This is a genomic window from Sphaerimonospora mesophila (genome assembly GCF_001417795.1).
GTDB classification, from domain to species: Bacteria; Actinomycetota; Actinomycetes; order Streptosporangiales; family Streptosporangiaceae; genus Sphaerimonospora; species Sphaerimonospora mesophila.
In genome coordinates, this window is sequence record NZ_BCBX01000038.1 from 242494 (window position 1) to 261845 (window position 19352).

A 19352-nucleotide genomic window follows, 5' to 3' on the forward strand; every position below is an offset into this window, starting at 1 on the left:
CGGTTCAGTGCGAGCCGGTGAGACTCTGGACGAGCAGCACGCAGGCGGACAGGGCCGCGACGCAGAGCACCGCGAGCCGGACGCGGCCGCCGTCGAGGTAGCGCCGCAGCGGGCCGGACGCCGCGAAACCGGCCACCACGAAGGGGATCAGCAGCGCTCCCGCACCGAGGACGCGCGGCGGCATCAGCCCGAGGGCGGCCAGCACCGCGATCGACTGCAGCGCGCTCAGGAAGAAGAACATCGCGAGGGTCGCCCTGATCTGCGGGCCCCGGGCGCTCTGGTAGACCAGCGCGATCGGCGGTCCGCCGATGCCGGTGGCCGTGCCCGTCACACCGGAGAGGAAGCCGGCCGCCGACAGCGTGACCCCGTTGCGCGGCACCGCCATCGCCCGGGCGGTCAGCACCACCGCGACGAGCACCATCATCCCGACGGCGACGCCGAGCGTGCTCGTGCTCACGTACACGACGACGAAGCCGCCGATCACGCTGCCCGGCAGTCTCCCCAGTACGGCGAAGCCGAGGCCGCGCCAGTCCACCCGCCGCCATTCGGCCGCCAGCGTGAACAGGGGCATGGCGGCATTCACGATCATGATCGTCCCCGGCATGGCCGTCGGGTCGAGCAACGTCAGCAGGGGGGCGGCCACCAGGCCCATCCCGAACCCGACCCCACCCTGCACCAACGCCCCAACGAAAACCGCAAATCCCCCAATAAGTAACAAAACCACAGAATGATCCATGTCGGCCGACCCTAACGCCGCAGCGTGTACGGCAGCCAACGGGTTATCCGTCCCAAGCCCAGTCGAAGCAGGACAATAACTGTGCGTAATCGAAATCTATTGCGAGAGTAATCACTCGTCCATAGACTTCTGTACGGCCACTGGGCCGTAGACCCCAATGTAGATCGGACCGTAGCCTCACCCGTATGAGCACAGAACCCAAGACGACGACGATCAGGGTCAGCCTCGCCACCCGCGATGAGATCGCGAAACTCGCCGAGCAGGAAGGAAAGTCGATGACGGCAGTGGTGGACGAAGCCATCAGAGAGCACCGCAGGAAGCTCCGCTGGCAGCGAGTCGCGGAACAGATGGAGCGGACCAGAAGAGAGGATCCAGAAAGCTGGGCGGAGTACGTAGCGGAACGCGACCGCTGGCTCGGCCCCCCGTCCCGACACAGACGGATAGCTCCGGAATGGGAAGGACTTATCGAGTCTCCAGAGGAGAGCGATGAAGGTTAGGCAAGGGGATATCTGGTGGGCCGACCTTGGCGAGCCAGTCGGCCGGGAGCAGGGGTACGACCGTCCCGCCCTCGTCGTCAGCAACGACCGCGTCAACCGAACCATCTGGGATCCCGTTCTCGCCGTCCCGCTGACCACGCGGTTCCGGGATTGGGACAATCACATCTTTATAAGGCCACAGGGAACAGGACTGCCGAAGTCCAGCTGGGCGATGACGGAACAGGTGCGCGCGATCTCGCCCGAGCGATTCGGCGCGAGGATCGGCAGCGTACCCCCAGACGTTCTGTCGGAGATCGCCGAGTGGATCTACGACATGCTGTAGGAACACCGTAGCCGCCCTGAGGGGACGGTGGTCCCGATCAGAACGGCTACGGTGATGGATGCGTCGGAGCGCTCAGCTCTTGGCGGCGCGCGTCAGCTCTTGGCGCGCAGGGAGCGCAGGACGTACTGCATGATGCCGCCGTGGCGGTAGTAGTCGGCCTCGCCCGGCGTGTCGATCCGTACGACCGCCTGGAACTCCACGTCACCGGCCCGTACGGTCACGGTCGCCGGCGTGCCGCCCGCGTTGAGCTCCTCGACACCGGTGATGTCGAAGGTCTCCGTGCCGGTCAGGCCGAGTGACGCGGCGCTCTGGCCCTCGGGGAACTGCAGCGGGAGCACGCCCATGCCGATCAGGTTCGACCGGTGGATGCGCTCGTAGGACTCGGCGATGACGGCACGGACGCCGAGCAGCGCGGTGCCCTTGGCCGCCCAGTCGCGCGACGAGCCCGAGCCGTACTCCTTGCCGGCCAGGATGACCAGCGGGATGCCCGCGCTCTCGTAGTTCTGCGCCGCCTCGTAGATGGTCGTCTGCTCGCCGTCCCGGGTGAAGTCCCGGGTGAAGCCGCCCTCGACCCCCTCGAGCAGCAGGTTGCGCAGCCGGATGTTGGCGAACGTGCCGCGGATCATCACCTCGTGGTTGCCCCGGCGGGAGCCGTACGAGTTGAAGTCCCTGACCTCGACGCCGTGCTCGCGCAGGTAGCGGCCGGCCGGCGAGTCGGCCTTGATCGACCCGGCGGGCGAGATGTGGTCGGTGGTGACCGAGTCGCCGAGCAGGGCGAGCACACGGGCGCCGTGGATGTCCGACACCGGCTCCGGCGAGGCCGGCATGCCGTCGAAGTACGGCGCCTTGCGCACGTAGGTCGAGTCGGCGGCCCACTCGAAGGTGTCGCCGGTCGGGATCGGCAGCGACCGCCAGTGCTCGTCGCCCTTGAACACGTCGGCGTAGTCCCGCAGGAACATGTCCTGGCTGATCGACTTCGACACCACCTCGGCGACCTCCTCGGCCGAGGGCCAGACGTCCCTGAGGAACACCGGCGTGCCGTCTGATCCGATGCCGAGCGGCTCGTTGTCGAGGTCGATGTCCATGGTCCCGGCCAGCGCGTACGCCACGACCAGCGGCGGGGACGCGAGGTAGTTCATCTTGACGTCCGGGTTGATCCGGCCCTCGAAGTTGCGGTTGCCGGACAGCACGGCGGTCACCGCGAGGTCGGATGCGTGCACGGCCTTGGAGATCTCCGGGTCCAGCGGGCCGGAGTTGCCGATGCAGGTGGTGCAGCCGTAGCCGACCAGGTTGAAGCCCAGCTTGTCGAGGTAGGGCTGCAGCCCGGAGCGCTCGAAGTAGCCGGTGACGACCTGGGAGCCCGGCGCGAGCGAGGTCTTCACCCACGGCTTGCGGGTCAGGCCGCGGTCGACGGCGTTCCTGGCCAGCAGCGCAGCGCCGAGCATCACGTAGGGGTTGGAGGTGTTGGTGCAGGAGGTGATCGCGGCGATCACCACGGCGCCGTGGTCGACCTCGAACGACGTGCCGTCCGCCAGCGTGACCGGGGTCGGCCGGTACGGACGGCCCCCGTTGAGCCGGGCCGCATGCGGCTGGTCGCCGACCTCGCTGTGCGAGATCGCCGGGGAGTCCGAGGCCGGGAACGACTCGTCCGACGCCTGGTCGGCCGGGCCCTGGATGCTGCTGCCGGGCACGTAGTTGCGCACCGCGCCCCGCCAGGCCTCCTTCGCCTCCGACAGCGCGATGCGGTCCTGCGGCCGCTTCGGCCCGGCGATCGACGGGACGACCGTGGACAGGTCGAGCTCGATGTACTCCGAGTAGCGCGCCTCCCCCGGGGCCGCCGGGTCGAGCCACAGGCCCTGCTCCTTGGCGTACGCCTCGACGAGCGCGACCTGAGCGGCCGACCGGCCGGTGAGCGTGAGGTAGTCGATCGTCTGGCGGTCGATCGGGAAGATCGCACAGGTGGAGCCGAACTCCGGGCTCATGTTGCCGATCGTGGCGCGGTTGGGCAGCGGCACGGAGGCCACGCCCTCGCCGTAGAACTCGACGAACTTGCCGACCACGCCGTGCTCGCGGAGCATCTCGGTGATGGTGAGGACCAGGTCGGTGGCGGTCGCCCCGGCGGGCAGCTTGCCGGTGAGCTTGAAGCCGACCACCCGGGGGATCAGCATGGAGATCGGCTGGCCGAGCATCGCGGCCTCCGCCTCGATGCCGCCGACGCCCCAGCCGAGGACGCCGATGCCGTTCTGCATGGTGGTGTGGGAGTCGGTGCCGACACAGGTGTCGGGGTAGGCCGCGCCGTCCCTGGACATGACCACACGGGCCAGGTGCTCGATGTTGACCTGGTGGACGATGCCGGTGCCCGGCGGGACGACCTTGAACTCGGCGAACGCGCTCTGACCCCAGCGCAGGAACTGGTAGCGCTCGTGGTTGCGCTCGTACTCCCGCTCGACGTTGCGCTGGAAGGCGTCCGGGTGGCCGAAGTAGTCGACGATGACGGAGTGGTCGATGACCAGCTCGGCGGGGGCGAGCGGGTTGATCTTGCCGGGGTCGCCGCCGAGGTCGCGCATCGCCTCGCGCATGGTGGCGAGGTCGACGATGCACGGGACACCGGTGAAGTCCTGCATGATCACCCGGGCCGGGGTGAACTGGATCTCCACGCTCGGCGCGGCGTCCGGGTTCCAGCCCCCGATCGCCCGGATGTGGTCGGCGGTGATGTTCGCGCCGTCCTCGGTGCGCAGCAGGTTCTCCAGCAGGATCTTGAGGCTGTACGGGAGGCGCGCCGACCCCTCGACGGCGTCCAGCCGATAGATCTCGTACGACGCGTCGCCGACGCGCAGCGTGTCACGGCTGCCGAAGCTGTTCGCGGACACGAAGTTCGCCTCCCCAGGTTTCCGGGATTGTCACAGGTTTTCGGATATGTCATCCTGCCGCACTCGTCGAGGGCGACCCGCACTAAGGCTCGCCTAACTCTCAAGGTCGGCAGGTGTCTCGACATCAAGATATCGTGAGAGATATCTCGATATCAAGTTACTTATCAGTAATCGGGTCAGGCCGGGATCAGCCGCAGGCAGAGCAGGGCGAGCACGACGACCGACAGGGCCGGGCCGAGGAACTTCTTCTCGAAGGTCTTCCCCGTCTTGATCCCGATGTCGTACGGCAACAGCCACCGCTTCTTGATCGGCCACAGCACCGGGCAGCCCCGCTCGGTCAGGCAGTCGCCGATCACGTGGACGAGGCAGCCGACGCCGATCGCGACACCGAGCCACGCGTAGGTGACGCCCATCGATAAGAAGACGACGAAGGTCGCCGCCGTGAGCGCCACGTTGATGACGGCCGAGGTGATGGTCTTTCGCGGCACGCCGACCCCGACCGCCCGCAGCGCGAGCCCGATCATCAAGACGACGAGGATGTCGCGCCCGATCGGATAACGCTCCGCGAGCAGATGTGCGCCCAGGCCCGCGAGCACGGAGAACAGCAGCGAGTGTGTGGCGTGCCGATGCCCGCCGCTGACGAAGTTGACCGCCTTGCTGAGCAGCCAGGTCACCGGGCCGAAGGTCTGCGCGATCGTGGCACTGGGGTGATCGAGATCGGGCAGCATGGCCGCCCCGGCGCAGACCAGCGCGCCCGCCATCAACTCGGGCGGCGTCAGCATGCCGCCGGTCACCGCGGCGAGCTCCGGCATCCCGAGGGCGTCGGGAAGCGCCACCAGGCCCGGCGCGGCGGCCAGCCATACGGCCGCCCCGCTCAATGCGTGCGAGTGTCCCATCATGGCAAGATCACGCCCTGAGACTACCGCGCCCGGGCGGCGGGACGCCCGCGGCGACGGCGTCGGCGACGGTAAAGACGGTGGTCAGCGCGCGGGCAGCAAAAAAGACGGGACTGTCCCGCTCCAAGAGCACCCCCCAGCCCTCTCAAAGCGGAACGGTCCCGTCTTACCGAGATAACGCTCTGGTCTCGGCCTATGTTCCCCTTCATGGTAAGGCCTTGAGTGATCTGCGTCACTCTTCCGGTCATGCCATTCGGGTCTGAGACCGGATGCCCCAGAAGCGGTCCGGGGCTGGCTCGCTCACAGTCGCGGATCCACCGGTTCGGACTCCAGCGCGAGCACGGCGAAGACCGCCTCGTGGACGCGCCAGAGCGGCTCGCCCTCGGTGAACCGGGTGATCGCCTCCAGCCCGAGCGCGTGCTCCCGCAGCGCCAGCGAGCGCTTCTTGCCGGTGAACCGGTGCCGCAGCACGTCGAGCGACTCGGTGTAGTCGGGCCCGTAGACGATGCGCAGATATTCCCGCCCCCGCACCTTGATCCCCGGTTGCACCCGCCTCGGCACGGGCCGGTCCGAAGTGACCTGCGCCTGCGTGAACCGGGCCTGCGTGAACCGGGCCTGCGTGAACCGGGCCGGCGTGAACCGGGCCGGCGTGAACTGAGCCGGTTTCACGACCATGCCCTCGCCGCCCGCCTCCGTGAGCGCCGACCACCACGCGACCGCCGCGGCCCGCTCCTCCGGCGAGTCGAGCGAGACGAAGACATGCCGGGTCGGGGTGATGACGTCGGCGTCGAGGCGGCCCAGCAGGTCCAGATGCCACTCATGCGGGCGCTCCACGGCGGTCGGCAGGCCCTCGCAGGCGAGGATCTGGAACGGCGCGAGCCGGACGCCCTCCAGACCCGAGACCGGCCCGCAGTACCGCGCGTACGCCTCCCGGAACAGGGCGGCGTTGCGCGCGCGCAGCCGGGCACGCTCCATCGGGGCCGCCACGTCCAGGCCGCGCCGCGCGGCCCGCTCCAGCACCGCGACCGTCTCGGGCAGCGTGGCGGCGGCCGCCGCGCCGACGGAGGCGTACTGCTCGCGGATGAGCCCCTCGGCCTTGGCCGACCAGGGCAGCAGCTCGCAGTCGAGCACCACCCAGTCGGAGTCCAGCTCCCGCCACAGCGGGCGCACCGCCTCGCGCAGGCGGTCGACGAGACCGGCGGCGCGGTCGTGGTCGTCGAAGAACGGCCGGCCGGTGCGGGTGTAGACGACCCCCGCCGAGCCGTCGGCGACGCCGAACCGCTTGGCCGCCGTCTCCGGGGTCCTGGCCAGTACGGCTATCGCACGCGAGCCCATGTGCTTCTCCTCGCACACCACCCGCGCGACGCCGGCCGCGGCGAACTCCTCGAACGCCTCGGCCGGGTGCTCCAGGAAGCCGTCGAGCGTCGAGGTCTGCGGCGGCGCCATCGTCGGCGGGAGGTAGACCAGCCAGCGCGGGTCCACGGCGAACCGGCTCATGATCTCCAGCGCGGCCCGCGAGTTCTCCTCCGCGATCTTGACGCGGCCGCCGTACCTCGTCTCCACGTACCGCGTGCCGTCCACGTCGCCGATGTCGAGCACGCCCGGATCTCGGACGACCGCCGGCGCGGCGAGCGGCCGGACCGGCTCGTACCAGACCTTCTCCGCCGGGACCGACACGATCTCCCGCTCGGGATAGCGCAGCGCGGTCAGCCGCCCGCCGAAGACCGCCCCGGTGTCCAGGCAGATCGTGTTGTTGACCCACTCGGGCTCCGGGATCGGCGTGTGCCCGTAGACGACCATCGCACGTCCCCGGTACTCGTTCGCCCACGGGTAGCGCACCGGCAGGCCGTACTCGTCGGTCTCTCCCGTGGTGTCGCCGTACAACGCGAAGGCCCGGACCCGGCCGGAGGCCCGACCGTGGTAGGCCTCCTTGAGCCCGGCGTGTGCCACCACCAGCCGGCCGCCGTCGAGCCGGTAGTGGCTCATCAGCCCGTCCATGAACTCCCGTGCGGACTCCCGGAACTCCGCCGGCTCGGCGGCGAACTGCTCCAGCGACCGCTCCAGCCCGTGGGTGGCGCGTACGGCATGGCCGCGCAGCGCACGGACCAGCTTCTGCTCGTGGTTGCCGCAGACGCACAGCGCGGTGCCGGCCGCGACCATGCCCATGACCAGGCGGAGCACGCCCGGCGTGTCCGGGCCGCGGTCGACGAGGTCTCCGACGAACACGGCCGTGCGGCCCTCGGGGTGCGCGGCGCCGTCCGGCGTGACCCGCCAGCCGAGGCGGCGCAGCAGCGACTCCAGCTCCGACCGGCAGCCGTGCACGTCGCCGATGATGTCGAAGGGGCCGGTCAGCTCGGTCCGGTCGCTCCACGCCTTCTCGTAGCCGACGACGACCCGGTCGGCGTCCTCCCCGCGCAGGACGTGCACCCGGCGGAAGCCGTCCTTGCCGATCTTGCCGAGCGACCGCCTGAGGTCCCTGCGCTGGCGGCGGATCACCTGCGGGCCGAAGTCCCGGTCGGGCCGGTTCGCGTTGCGGGCGATCGCCACCTCCTCCGGCACGTCCAGCACGATGGCGTCGGCGAGCACGTCGTGCGCGCGGGCCAGCTCGATCAGCTTCTTGCGCGCCTCCCACTGCACGTTGGTGGCGTCCACGACCGTGAGCAGGCCGCGCCTGAGCCGGGTGCCGACGATGTAGTGGAGCACGTCGAAGGCGTCCGGAGTGGCCGACTGGTCGTTCTCGTCGTCGGCGACCAGCCCGCGGCAGAAGTCCGACGAGACGACCTGGGTCGGCCGGAAGTGCCGCGCCGCGAACGTGGACTTGCCGCTGCCGGAGATGCCCACCAGCACGACCAGTGACATCTCCGGCACGTTCACCGGAACGACTCCGGAAACGCTCATGGGCGCGCTCATCGTCTCCCCCTCGATGTGAAGACGGCGAGCTGGGTGGGCGGCCCCACCTCGGGGTCGGCCTCCCCCACGGGTCGCAGGGTCACGGCGTAGCCGTACCTCTCGCAGACCCCGGCCGTCCACTCGGCGAACTCGGCGCGGGTCCACTCGAACCGGTGGTCGGGGTGCCGCCGCGCGGGCGGGCCGCCCTCCCGGGCCAGGAACTCGTACTTCACGTTGTACTCCGCGTTCGGCGTGGTCACGATCACGTGCGCGGGCGTCGCCGTACCGAAGACCACCCGTTCGAGCGCGGGCAGCCGCGGCGGGTCGACGTGCTCGACGACCTCCATCAGCACCGCGGCGTCGTGCCCGGCGAGCCGGGCGTCGGTGTACGTCAACGACCCCTGGAACAACTCCAGCCTGGCGCGCTTGGCGTCCGGCATGCGGTCCGGTCTGAGCCTGCGGCCGGCCATGGCGAGCGCCCACGCCGACACGTCCATCCCCGTGACCCGCGTGAAGGCGGGCCTGGCCAGCAGGGCGGAGAGCAGCTGCCCGGATCCGCAGCCGAGGTCTATCACTGTGCGGGCGCCGATCTCCTCCAGGGCCGCCACCACCGCCTCCCGGCGCAGCACGTTCAGCGGGGGCGTCCTGATCTCGCCGCCGGAGTCGTCGACGGCGTCGCCGCCGGTCTCACCCGCGGTCTCCTCCTCCACGGGCGGCGCCAGCGTCTCCTCGAGGTCGTCGCCGAGCTCGGCCAGGCGGGCGAATGCCTCCCGGGTGAGCGCGGCGCGCCTGCCGAGATAGCGACGCGTGATCAGCCCGCGCTCGGGGTGGGCGGCGAGCCAGCCCTCCCCCGCGCGTACGAGCTTGTCGACCTCGTCGCCGGCCATCCAGTAGTGCTTGGCGTCGTCCAGCACCGGCAGCAGCACGTACAGATGGTTCAGCGCGTCGGCCAGCCGCAGCGCGCCGCGCAGCGTGACCCGCAGATATCGGGAGTCTCCCCACTCCGGGAAACGCTCGTCGAGCGGCACGGCCGCCGCGTCCACCGTCCAGCCCAGCGGTCCGAACAGCCGGTGCGCGAGCTCGGCCCCGCCCCGGCAGGGCAGCGCGGGCAGGCCGATCTCCAGCGGGATCGGGCCGTCGGCCAGCTCCTGCCGCGCGGCGCACCGCCCGGCCCGTGCCGTACGGAACACGTCGGCGAGCGCCACCGCGAGCAGAGAGGAGGCGGCGTACGGCCGATCGTTGACGTACTGGCCGAGAGAGAAGTCGGGTGACGACCTGCCCCGTGAGCGGACCAGCCGGACGGGATCGACCTCGACCAGCAGGGCCGCCGTGCACCGATGCTCGTCCGCCTCCGGGTAGAAGACCCGGGCCGTGCCGAACGACTGGCCGAACTCCTGCACCCGGTCGGGGTGCTTGTGCAGGAGGAAACCGAGGTCCGTGGCCGGGCGCGAGGTGGTCGAGATCGTGAGGAGCACCCGGCAAAGTGTGCCGGATGCCCCTTTCGCCCGCCACCGATTTGCGGTGCCGACGATCAGACGGCGATCAGACGCGCGGGAGCACCTCGGCCGCGATCAGCTCCAGGTGCTCCAGATCACCGAGGTCGAGGACCTGGAGGTACATCCGCTCGGCGCCGAGCTCAGCGAACCGCCCGATCTTCTCCACGATCTCCTCCGGCGTGCCGGCCAGGCCGTTCGCGCGCAGCTCCGCCACCTCCCGGCCGATGGCCGCCGCACGACGGGCGATCTCGTCCTCGTCACGGCCGGCGCAGAGCACCTGGGCAGCGGACAGCGTGATCGCGTCCCGGCCCACCGCCTCGCACGCCTCCCGCACGCGCGTGTAGGCGGCCCCGGTGTCGTCGAGGCCGTGGAACGGCACGTTGTACTCGTCGGCGAACCTGGCGACCAGCCGGGGTGTGCGACGTGGTCCCGCGCCGCCCAGGATGATCGGGGGTCCGGGCCGCTGGGCCGGCTTCGGCAACGCCGGGGAGTCCACGAGGCGGTAGTGGGCCCCCTCGAACGAGAACGGCTTGGTCGCCCCCCAGAGGCCTGTGATGATCTCCAGCTGCTCCGCCAGCCGGTCGAACCGCTCCCCGATCGGAGGGAACGGGATGCCGTAGGCGGTGTGCTCCTCCTCGAACCAGCCGGTGCCCAGACCGAGCTCGATCCGGCCGCCGCTCATCTGGTCGACCTGGGCCACGCTGATCGCCAGCGGCCCGGGCAGGCGGAACGTCCCTGCGGTCACCAGCGTTCCCAGCCGGATCGACGACGTCTCACGGGCCAGACCCGCCAGCGTCACCCAGGCGTCGGTGGGGCCCGGGTCGGGACTCCCCGCCCCCATCCGGAGGTAATGATCGGACCGGAAGAACCCGTCGAACCCCAGCCGTTCCGCCGTCCGCGCGACTGTCAGCAGGTCGTCATAGCTAGCACCCTGCTGCGGTTCCGTGAAGATCCTCAATTTCATCCGCCCATTATCTCCTCCGCCCCAACGGCTCCTTGCTAACGTGTGCGTAACGTAGTCAGAACACAACTATTCGTGGTGGGTGGTGGAGTCGGCATGGAGTCGACACGGCCGGCCCGCGAAGCGGGCACCCCGCCCAGATCCCTGGTGCTCCTGGGTGCGTTGACGCTCGTCACCGGCACCGGTCTGGCGCTCTGGCTTCTGCCCACCTCCGCCGAGCCCCTGGTCGTCTCACACCAGGTCGGCGCCGTCCGTACGGCCGCGCCTTCCGCGATGCCCTCGACGCCGGCGTCGGGGACGCCCGATCCGCTGCCGGTCACCCCGGAGCGGGCGTACACCGAGTTCGTGGACGCCTCGGCGGGGCACACCGCGGCGTGGGCGAGGTGGTACACGATCGGCCACCTCACGGCGGGACAGGACGGCTGCACGCTCCGATGGGCGGGCCGATGGACCGGCCGCCCGGCGCCCGGCCGCGTCCCGGTCATCGACCGGCTCGCCCTGGTCCGGGCCGACGGCGGAGACGCCGACATCGCCTTCGGCGGGCCGTACGGGCCGGAGCTGTCCGCCGCCTGCCCGAGCGAGGCCCGCCTCATCGCGGCCTACCGGCGGGTGGTCGAGGCGTTCGATCCGGCCGGTCTCGACTTCGAGATCCACGACTCGGCGGACTCGGCGGCCACCCGCCGCCGCGCGGCCGCCATCGCACGGCTGCAGCGCGAGGCACGCGACCGGGGGCGGCCGATCGGCATCACCTTCACCCTGTCCGCCACCGAGTACGGCATCTCCCCGGCGGACGCGAGCATGCTCCGGGCGGTGCGGGCAGCGGGCGCGGAGATCGACACCGTCAACCTGCTCGTTCCGTCCTCCCGCGGCCTCCAGGGGATGGCGGCGGCCGTGCGATCGGCGCACAGGCAACTGGAACGTGTGCTGGACGTGTCCGGCACCTCGGTCTGGCGGCGGATCGCCCTCACGCCAGTGCTGACCGGCTCCCGGGATCTCGGGGTGCCCGAGGCCAGGCGGCTGGCCGCCTTCCGCGCGCGGCACGGCCTGGCCTGGCTGTCGACGCGCGGCGCGAAACCCCCGATCTCCGTCATCCGCACCCTCTCCGGCCTGCCCGGATAGCCTCAGGGAAATTCCCTGTTCCGCCACCCGGCGCCGAGGCGAACCCATAACCTGGCGGCATGCCCTACCTGGAACAACGCGTCGGCACCCTCGAGTCCGACATGCACGAGATCAGATGCGACGTCACCGAGATCAAAGACAGGCTCGGCGTCGTGGAACGGTCCGTCGGCAGCATCGAGAGGAACACGGCGATCATGAGAGACGACATCGCCGAGCTCAAAGCCGGGCAGATCGAGATGCGTGACCTCCTCTCCCGCGTCGTCGCGCGGTTAGAGGGCGTTCGCGTCTGATCCCCCCGAGATGGAAGCGCCCCGCACCGGCAGATGCGGGGTTTCCCTCTGATCAGTCTCTGACCAGCAGCGCGACGCACTCCACGTGGTAGGTCATCGGGAATTGATCAAATGCCCGCAGATCGGCCAAGCGGTAGCCGTACGGGGCGAACCAGGCGATGTCCCGTGACATGGTGGCCGGATCGCAGGACACGTAGACGACGCGGGAGGCCCCCAACTCGGCGACGCGGTCGACGACGGCGCGGCCCAGTCCGGCGCGCGGCGGGTCGGCGACGACGAGATCGGCGCGTTCGATCTCCAGCCGGTCGAGCGCCTCCTCGACCTTGCCCCGCTCGATCTGAGCCTGGGGCAGATCACGCAGGTTCCACCGGGCGTCCTGCACCGCCTGCGCCTCGGACTCGATGCCGAGCACCGCGCCCTCCGGGCCGACCGCCTCGGCGAGCCCGGCGGCGAACAGCCCGGCGCCGCAGTAGAGGTCGAGCGCCCACTCCCCCGGCTCCGGCAGCCCGAAGGCGAGCACCGCGTCGAGCAGGGTCGCCGCGGCACCGGGGTGGACCTGCCAGAAGCCGCTCGCCGTCACCCGGAAGTCTCGGCCTCCGACGCGTTCGGTCAGCGTCGCCCGCCCCCTCAGTGCCCGGGTGCCGCGCCTGCCCTCGTCCAGGAGGACGGCCGCCTCGACCTCCGGTACGGCGACCCGCCGGCGCGGCTCGGGCCGTACGATCACGGCGTGGTCGCCGCCGGAGGAGGCCACCACCTCGACCGCCTCGGCACCGCGCCAGTTGCGGACCTCGGCGCCGACCTCCTCGACCGCGGGATGCGCGATGGGGCAGGCATCGATGTACTCGATGTCGTGCGAGCGGTGCCGGCGCAGCCCGAGATGGCCGTCCCGGTCGGCGGCGAACTGCACCCTGGTGCGCCAGCCGAGGCCGTCTTCCCCGGCACCCGGCACCTCCTCGACCACGACCTTCCTGTCGATGCCGGCGAGGCGGCGCAACTGCTCGGCGACGACGTCCGCCTTCAACCTGCGCTGCGCGTCGAGCGAGACATGCTGAAAGTCGCACCCGCCGCAGCGACCGGGACCGCTGAACGGACAGGGCGGGGTCACCCGGTCGGGCGAGGGTTCCAGGATCTCGACCGCGTCGGCACGCAGGAAGCGGGCGGTCTCCTCGGTGATCTCGGCGAGTACGCGCTCACCGGGCAGGGCGTGCCGGACGAACACCACCCGGCCCTCGTGCCTGGCCACGCACCAGCCGCCGTTGGCGACGTTTCCCACCGTGAGCTCAACCGGCATCACGACCTCCTCCTGTTTTCACGTGCTCGTCCCGGCCTGTTCCATAGCGCCGGCGGACGGCGCCGGGCCCCATCGGCTCGCGCCGGCCCTTCAGCCGGTCGGAGGAGGCGAGCTGCCACGGCACGCTCGTCACCATCACACCCGGTTTGAACAGCAGTCGCCCCTTCAGCCGCAGCGCGCTCTGGTTGTGCAGCAGATGCTCCCACCAGCGGCCCACCACGTACTCCGGAATGTAGACGGTCACCACGTCCCGGGGCGAACGGCGGCGCAGCGACTTGACATACTCGAGGATCGGTCCGGTGATCTCCCGATAGGGCGAGTCGAGGATCTTGAGCGGCACCGCGACGCCCCGGCGGTCCCACTCCTCCTGCAGCTCGGCGGCCTCCTCCGCGTCCACGGCGACCGTGACGGCCTCCAGGCTCGACGGCCTGGTCGCCCTCGCGTACGCGAGCGCACGCAGCGTCGGCTTGTGGATCTTGGAGACGAGCACGATGGCGTGGTTGCGTGCGGGCAGCATCGACTCGTCGATCTCGCCCTCCTCCGGCGCGGCGAGCTCCTCCGCGACCCGGTCGTAGTGGTGCCGGATGGCCTTCATCATCAGGAAGAGCGTCGGCATCGCGATGCAGACTATGTACGCACCGTGGGTGAACTTCGTCAGCAGGACGACGACGAGGACGATCCCGGTCATGCAGCCGCCGAAGCCGTTGATGAGCCGGGAGCGCATCATCTGGAACCGGGTGAGGGGGTCGGTCTCGGTCTTCAGGTGGCGGGTCCAGTGCCGGACCATCCCGATCTGGCTCAGCGTGAACGAGACGAACACCCCGACGATGTAGAGGTTGAGCAGCTTGCTCACGTCGGCGTTGAACGCCCAGATCAGCAGGCAGGCCCCGGCCGCGAGGATGACGATGCCGTTGCTGAACGCCAGGCGGTCGCCCCTGGTGTGGAGCTGGCGCGGCAGGTATCGGTCCTGGGCGAGGATCGCCCCGAGCACGGGAAAGCCGTTGAACGCGGTGTTGGCCGCGAGGAACAGGATCAGGGCGGTCACCGCGGCGATCACGACGAACATGAGCGAGCCGCCGCCGAAGACGGCCGACGCGACCTGCGCGATGATCGGCTGCTGGTAGTAGTCGGGGCCGGCCGGCTGCCCGTGGATCAGGACGTGGCTGGCGGTGGTCGCCGGATCGCTGAGCTTCACGCCGGATCTGAGGCCGAGGAAGATGATCCCGCTGAACATCGTGACCGCGATGAGGCCCATCATCAGCAGCGTCGTCGCGGCGTTCTTGCTCTTCGGTTTACGGAAGGCGGGCACGCCGTTGCTGATGGCCTCGACCCCGGTCAGCGCCGCACAACCGGACGAGAACGCGCGCAGCACCAGGAAGGCCATGGCGAATCCGGCGAGGTCGGCCTGCTCGGCGACGATCTCGTAGTCGGCCGTGGGCGCGTGCAGCCGGTCTCCGAGCACGAGCAGCCGGAACAGCCCCCACAGCACCATGCCGAGCACGGCCACCATGAAGGCGTAGGTGGGAACGGCGAAGGCGACGCCGGACTCCCTGATGCCGCGCAGGTTGACGATGGTCAGCAGGACGACGATCGCGATCGACACCGTCGGCCGGTGCTCGGCCACGAAGGGGATGGTCGCGCCGACGTAGTCCGCCCCGTTGGCGACCGAGACGGCGACGGTCAGGACGTAGTCGACCATCAGCGCGCTCGCCACGGTCAGACCGGCGTTCGGCCCGAGGTTGGTCGTCGCGACCTCGTAGTCGCCGCCGCCGCTCGGGTAGGCGTGCACGTTCTGCCGGTAGGAGGCGACCACCGTGAGCATGACGAGGACGACCCCGGCCGCCGCCCACGGGCCGAAACCGTAGAGACCCACGCCGCCGATCGACAGGATGACGAGGATCTCCTGCGGGGCATAGGCGACCGACGACAGCGCGTCACCGGCGAAGACCGGCAGCGCAATGCGTTTGGGCAGCAGCTGATGGTGGAGCTGGGTGCTGCGCAGCGCCCGGCCCACGAGCAGCCTCTTGACGAGATCTGTCACCCTGGACACGACTGGAGAGCCTAATGCCCAGTGTCGCGCCGGACTCACGCGATGGCGCAGCGCGCGACATACTGTCTCCAATAGGAGACCGCCACTATCGACGGCGGGTGAGCATGCACATTGTGATCATGGGATGTGGCCGGGTCGGCTCGACCCTCGCCCACATCCTCGAAGACAACGGCCACTCCGTGGCCATCATCGATCGCGACCCGCAGGCCTTCCGCCGGCTGCGCGCCGGATTCCGCGGCCGCCGGGTGACCGGCGTCGGTTTCGACCGCGACGTGCTGGAGGAGTCCGGCATCGGGTCGGCGGCGGCGTTCGTCGCCGTCAGCAGCGGCGACAACTCCAACATCATCTCCGCCCGGGTGGCGCGCGAGATGTTCGGCGTCGAGAACGTCGTGGCCCGCATCTACGACCCCCGCCGGGCCGAGGTCTACCAGCGGCTGGGCATCCCCACCGTCGCCACCGTCCGGTGGACCGCCGACCAGATCATGCGGCGGGTGCTCCCGGAGGGGGCCGAGCCGCTGTGGCGGGACACCACGGGGAAGGTGATCCTCGCCGAGGTGCCCTTCCACCCCGGCTGGGTCGGCGTCCGGGTCAGGACGGCCGAGGCCGCCACGGGCGCCCGGCTGGCGTTCATCCACCGGATGGGCGAGGCGCTCGTGCCCAAGGACGCCACCGTGATCCAGGAGGGCGACATCCTGCACCTGGTCGCGGCCGAAAGCGACATGGACCGGATCAACAAAATGCTGTCGGCGCCGCCTTCGCACGAGGAGCACTGATGCGGGTCACGATCGCCGGCGCGGGTGCCGTCGGCCGCTCGATCGCGGCGGAACTGCTGGAGAGCGGGCACGAGGTCCTGCTCATCGACATCGATCCGCACGCGATCCAGATCGAGAGCGTGCCGCGGGCCGAGTGGCTGCTCGCCGACGCGTGCGAGATCTCCTCACTCGACGAGGCGGGACTGAACGGCTGCCAGGTGGTGATCGCCGCCTCCGGCGACGACAAGGTCAACCTGGTGGTCTCGCTGCTCGCCAAGACCGAGTACGGCGTGCCGCGCGTGGTCGCCCGCATCAACCACCCGAAGAACGAGTGGCTGTTCAACGAGTCATGGGGGGTCGACGTCGCTGTCTCCACGCCGCGTCTGCTGTCGGCACTGGTCGAGGAGGCCGTCAGCGTGGGCGACCTGGTCCGCCTGATGACCTTCCGCCAGGGGCAGGCCAACCTCGTGGAGCTGACCCTCGCGGAGGACGCCCCGGTGGTCGGTCAGCGGACCGGATCGGTTCCGTGGCCGGAGGACGCGGCCCTCGTGGCGATCCTGCGCGAGGGCCGGGTCCTCGTACCGTCCGCCGACGACCCGCTCGAGGCGGGCGACGAGCTGCTGTTCGTGGCCAACCAGGAGGTCGAGCACCGGCTCGCCCACCTGCTGTCCGGCCACTAGTGCCCCTCCCGCCGATCTTTGCCTCGTCGCGTCGTCCAGGGCGGCACCTCGCGGCGTTGGAGTCGTCGCTCGTAGCTCCGCGCTACTCAGCTCCTCCTCCGCCTTGCGATGCACCACCCTGGCCGCCGCTCCTTCCGGGCAAACCTTGACGGTCGCGGCACTAGGTCGTGATCGGCACGGGTTCGGGCGTCAATCGGCCGGCGGGTGGATGGGCGTACGGCCCCGGGCCAGCACCCAGACCATGGCCGCGAGCCCGGCGACCTGCAGGGGCCAGCCAAGCGCGATCTTGGCGATGCCCAGCGCGGTGACCTGGCCCGCCCAGTAGAGCGGCAGCTGCACCACCACCCGGACCACGCACGGCAGCATCAGCAGCCAGGTCAGCCGCGAGCAGAGGCGGACGAGACCGGGGTCGCGGTGCCAGGCCGTCGGGTCGCCGGTCACCGAGCCGATGAGGAAGCCCACCAGCGGCCAGCGGGCGACGATCGACAACAGCATCACGGCCGCGTAACCGGCGTTGTAGTAGATCCCGGGCAGGAACACGTCCTTGGCGTCGCCCGACCGCATCGCGAAGAACGCGCCGATCCCGATGCCGAGGAGGCTGTTGAGCACGAACTGCGGGGTCGTGCGCTGGGCCAGCCGGATCAGCAGCAGGACCACGGCGGCGGCGATGCTGACGATCAGGGACGTCTTCAACTCGTGGGTGGCGATCCACATCCCGGTGAAGAAGATCGTGGGGACTGCCGCCTCGACGATGCCGCGTTTGCCGCCCAACGCCTTCGACAGCTGGGCACGGACGGCCGCCTCAACGGTTGCGTGCGCCGCCGGGGCGGCCGCCATGTCCGCTGTACTCATACGGTCTCCCGGTAGATCACTGGCCACCAGCCGGGCGCAGCTCGTAGCGCGGATTGAACATGACCTTACGGCCATCCTGGATGCTGACCAGGCCTTCGGCGCGTACCACTCGGCCTGGCTCGATTCCGGCGATTCTACGTCGGCCCAGCCAGACGAGGTCGATCACGTCCGACCCGTCGTACAGCTCCGCCTCAAGGGCCGGGGCGCCGCCCCTCGGCCGCAACGTGACGGTGCGGAGGGTTCCGGCGACGCGGAACCGCCGCCGATCGTCGCATGAGGCGATGGGCGTCGCACCCTGGCGTCCCGTGTCCTCCCTGAGCTCTTCGGCCTCCAGCTCGGCCTGACTTGTGGTCAGCCTCCGGAAGAAGCCGCGCAGACCGCCCGGTTTGGCGGGCTCCGGCGTGCTCATCGGTTTCACCTCCGCTCGCAGGATACGTCACCTGGTCTCGGTGATCTCCGGGCCACGCTCGAACGGCCGGAACTCCTCCTGCGCACCCGCCTGCTGCTCCATGGCCTGCTGCTCCATGGCCTGCCGTGCCTCGGCGGGCAGCCGCAGGTGGATGGTCTCCCTCGGGGGCATCGGCTCGTCGCCCCGGACCACCACGATGTCGCGCACCACGTTCTCGAGGATCTCGGCAGCCGTGGAGTCGAGGGCCGCGCGGCCGCTGATGACCGCGCGCAGCAGCCAGCGGGGGCCGTCGACCCCGAGGTAGCGGACCGGCTGGGGCGTCTCGCCCGGCGCGGGCGGCACCCTCGCGGCCAGTTCGGCCCCGAACGGCCCCTCCTGCTCCTGGACGGTGCCGCCGGCGGCGGTCACCTCCCGCGCGATCTCCGCGCGCACCTCGTCCCAGATCCCGCTCCGTTTGGGCGCGGCCAGCGCCTGCACCCGCAGGGCGCTCTCCTCGACCAGGACGATGGCCCCGTCGATGTGGTCCCCGGTCACGCTGAGCTGGATCTCGAAGCGCGGGCCGACGGGCAGCAGCAGCCCGCCGAGGTCCACCCGCTCGGCCTCCGGATAGGCTTCCTGCGCGTCCCACGGACCCGATGTCCGGGTGGGGGCGGCAGGCCGCTCCCCGACCCCCGCGACGACAGGTGCCGTCTCCTCCTCCGCGCGTCGCCGACGTCGGAACACTTCGTTCACACTCCTTGGATATGTGCGGGCTTTCAGGCCCCGGTGGAGCCGAAGCCGTTCGCGCCGCGGACCGAGCCGGGCAGCCGATCCACCTCGTGGAAGGCGGCCCGCTCCACCCGCTGGACGACGAGCTGGGCGATGCGGTCGCCCCGCCGGAGCCGTACCGCGTCCTTGGCGTCCGTGTTGATCAGCGTCACCCTGATCTCGCCGCGATAGCCGGCGTCCACCGTGCCGGGCGCGTTCACCAGCGTCACCCCGAGCCTGGCGGCAAGTCCCGAGCGGGGATGCACGAACGCGGCGTACCCGTCGGGCAGCGCGATCGCGACACCGGTGCCGACCACGGCGCGCTCCCCCGGGAGCAGCTCGACGTCCCGCACCGCGTACAGATCGGCCCCGGCGTCGCCCGGGTGCGCGTACGTCGGCATCGGAAGCTCCGGATCGAGCCGCTGGATCAGCACCTCCACACTCATGACGCAGACCCTACCGCCACCGCTGAGCGTTTATCCGTGAGCACCCGCA

18 protein-coding genes are annotated in these 19352 nt (G+C 70.5%); 6 read left to right on the forward strand and 12 right to left on the reverse strand.

What is annotated here, in order from left to right:
• Positions 1–4 precede the first annotated feature (4 nt).
• Positions 5–736, reverse strand: a complete 732-nt coding sequence (locus AP234_RS20135) for a sulfite exporter TauE/SafE family protein (protein WP_055481228.1) — start codon at positions 734–736, stop codon at positions 5–7.
• Positions 737–921: 185 nt separating this feature from the next.
• Here AP234_RS20135 and AP234_RS36440 point away from each other — a divergent pair, with 185 nt between their 5' ends.
• Together AP234_RS36440 and AP234_RS20140 are read left to right on the forward strand one after the other, a co-directional pair.
• Entirely contained in the window at positions 922–1233 is a 312-nt protein-coding gene (locus AP234_RS36440; RefSeq protein WP_152990527.1) for a hypothetical protein, read from the forward strand.
• Complete coding sequence (locus AP234_RS20140) at positions 1223–1555, forward strand: type II toxin-antitoxin system PemK/MazF family toxin (protein ID WP_055481229.1); 333 nt, start codon at positions 1223–1225, stop codon at positions 1553–1555. The genes AP234_RS36440 and AP234_RS20140 overlap by 11 nt, the downstream gene beginning before the upstream one ends.
• A gap of 92 nt (positions 1556–1647) precedes the next feature.
• On the opposite strand, the gene acnA is transcribed toward AP234_RS20140, so the two are convergent.
• The 5 genes from acnA to AP234_RS20165 all read right to left on the reverse strand — a co-directional run bounded on the left by acnA (position 1648) and on the right by AP234_RS20165 (position 10670).
• Positions 1648–4425 (reverse strand): aconitate hydratase AcnA, encoded by a 2778-nt coding sequence (acnA, locus tag AP234_RS20145; RefSeq protein WP_055481230.1) that lies wholly within the window; start codon positions 4423–4425, stop codon positions 1648–1650.
• Positions 4426–4601: 176 nt separating this feature from the next.
• Positions 4602–5324 (reverse strand): metal-dependent hydrolase, encoded by a 723-nt coding sequence (locus tag AP234_RS20150; protein ID WP_055481231.1) that lies wholly within the window; start codon positions 5322–5324, stop codon positions 4602–4604.
• 297 nt (positions 5325–5621) lie between these two features.
• Positions 5622–8231, reverse strand: coding sequence for a polynucleotide kinase-phosphatase (locus AP234_RS20155; protein WP_431998853.1), 2610 nt, complete (start codon positions 8229–8231; stop codon positions 5622–5624).
• Positions 8228–9685, reverse strand: a complete 1458-nt coding sequence (locus AP234_RS20160; protein ID WP_055481233.1) for a 3' terminal RNA ribose 2'-O-methyltransferase Hen1 — start codon at positions 9683–9685, stop codon at positions 8228–8230. The genes AP234_RS20155 and AP234_RS20160 overlap by 4 nt, the downstream gene beginning before the upstream one ends.
• A 67-nt stretch (positions 9686–9752) precedes the next feature.
• On the reverse strand, positions 9753–10670 hold the full coding sequence (locus AP234_RS20165) for an LLM class F420-dependent oxidoreductase (protein ID WP_055481234.1): 918 nt from the start codon (positions 10668–10670) through the stop codon (positions 9753–9755).
• Positions 10671–10763: 93 nt separating this feature from the next.
• On the opposite strand from AP234_RS20165, the gene AP234_RS20170 reads away from it, so the two are divergent.
• Together AP234_RS20170 and AP234_RS20175 are read left to right on the forward strand one after the other, a co-directional pair.
• Complete coding sequence (locus AP234_RS20170; protein ID WP_055481235.1) at positions 10764–11786, forward strand: hypothetical protein; 1023 nt, start codon at positions 10764–10766, stop codon at positions 11784–11786.
• 59 nt (positions 11787–11845) lie between these two features.
• Positions 11846–12076, forward strand: a complete 231-nt coding sequence (locus tag AP234_RS20175) for a hypothetical protein (RefSeq protein WP_055481236.1) — start codon at positions 11846–11848, stop codon at positions 12074–12076.
• 52 nt (positions 12077–12128) lie between these two features.
• On the opposite strand, the gene AP234_RS20180 is transcribed toward AP234_RS20175, so the two are convergent.
• Together AP234_RS20180 and AP234_RS20185 are read right to left on the reverse strand one after the other, a co-directional pair.
• Entirely contained in the window at positions 12129–13367 is a 1239-nt protein-coding gene (locus AP234_RS20180) for a class I SAM-dependent RNA methyltransferase (RefSeq protein WP_055481237.1), read from the reverse strand.
• Complete coding sequence (locus AP234_RS20185) at positions 13357–15417, reverse strand: APC family permease (RefSeq protein WP_055481238.1); 2061 nt, start codon at positions 15415–15417, stop codon at positions 13357–13359. The genes AP234_RS20180 and AP234_RS20185 overlap by 11 nt, the downstream gene beginning before the upstream one ends.
• A gap of 104 nt (positions 15418–15521) precedes the next feature.
• On the opposite strand from AP234_RS20185, the gene AP234_RS20190 reads away from it, so the two are divergent.
• Positions 15522–16190, forward strand: a complete 669-nt coding sequence (locus AP234_RS20190) for a potassium channel family protein (RefSeq protein WP_055481296.1) — start codon at positions 15522–15524, stop codon at positions 16188–16190.
• A complete protein-coding gene (locus AP234_RS20195) occupies positions 16190–16849 on the forward strand; it encodes a potassium channel family protein (protein ID WP_055481239.1) in 660 nt (219 codons plus the stop codon). The genes AP234_RS20190 and AP234_RS20195 overlap by 1 nt, the downstream gene beginning before the upstream one ends.
• 189 nt (positions 16850–17038) lie before the next feature.
• Here the strand turns inward: AP234_RS20195 and AP234_RS20200 are convergent, their stop codons facing one another.
• The 4 genes from AP234_RS20200 to dut are packed head-to-tail and all read right to left on the reverse strand — an operon-like array spanning position 17039 to position 19303.
• A complete protein-coding gene (locus AP234_RS20200; RefSeq protein ID WP_055481240.1) occupies positions 17039–17701 on the reverse strand; it encodes a DUF3159 domain-containing protein in 663 nt (220 codons plus the stop codon).
• Positions 17702–17717: 16 nt separating this feature from the next.
• Complete coding sequence (locus tag AP234_RS20205) at positions 17718–18110, reverse strand: OB-fold nucleic acid binding domain-containing protein (protein WP_055481241.1); 393 nt, start codon at positions 18108–18110, stop codon at positions 17718–17720.
• Positions 18111–18137: 27 nt separating this feature from the next.
• Entirely contained in the window at positions 18138–18842 is a 705-nt protein-coding gene (locus tag AP234_RS20210) for a DUF3710 domain-containing protein (protein ID WP_235558268.1), read from the reverse strand.
• Positions 18843–18865: 23 nt separating this feature from the next.
• Positions 18866–19303, reverse strand: a complete 438-nt coding sequence (gene dut / locus AP234_RS20215) for a dUTP diphosphatase (protein WP_055481242.1) — start codon at positions 19301–19303, stop codon at positions 18866–18868.
• Positions 19304–19352 lie beyond the last annotated feature (49 nt).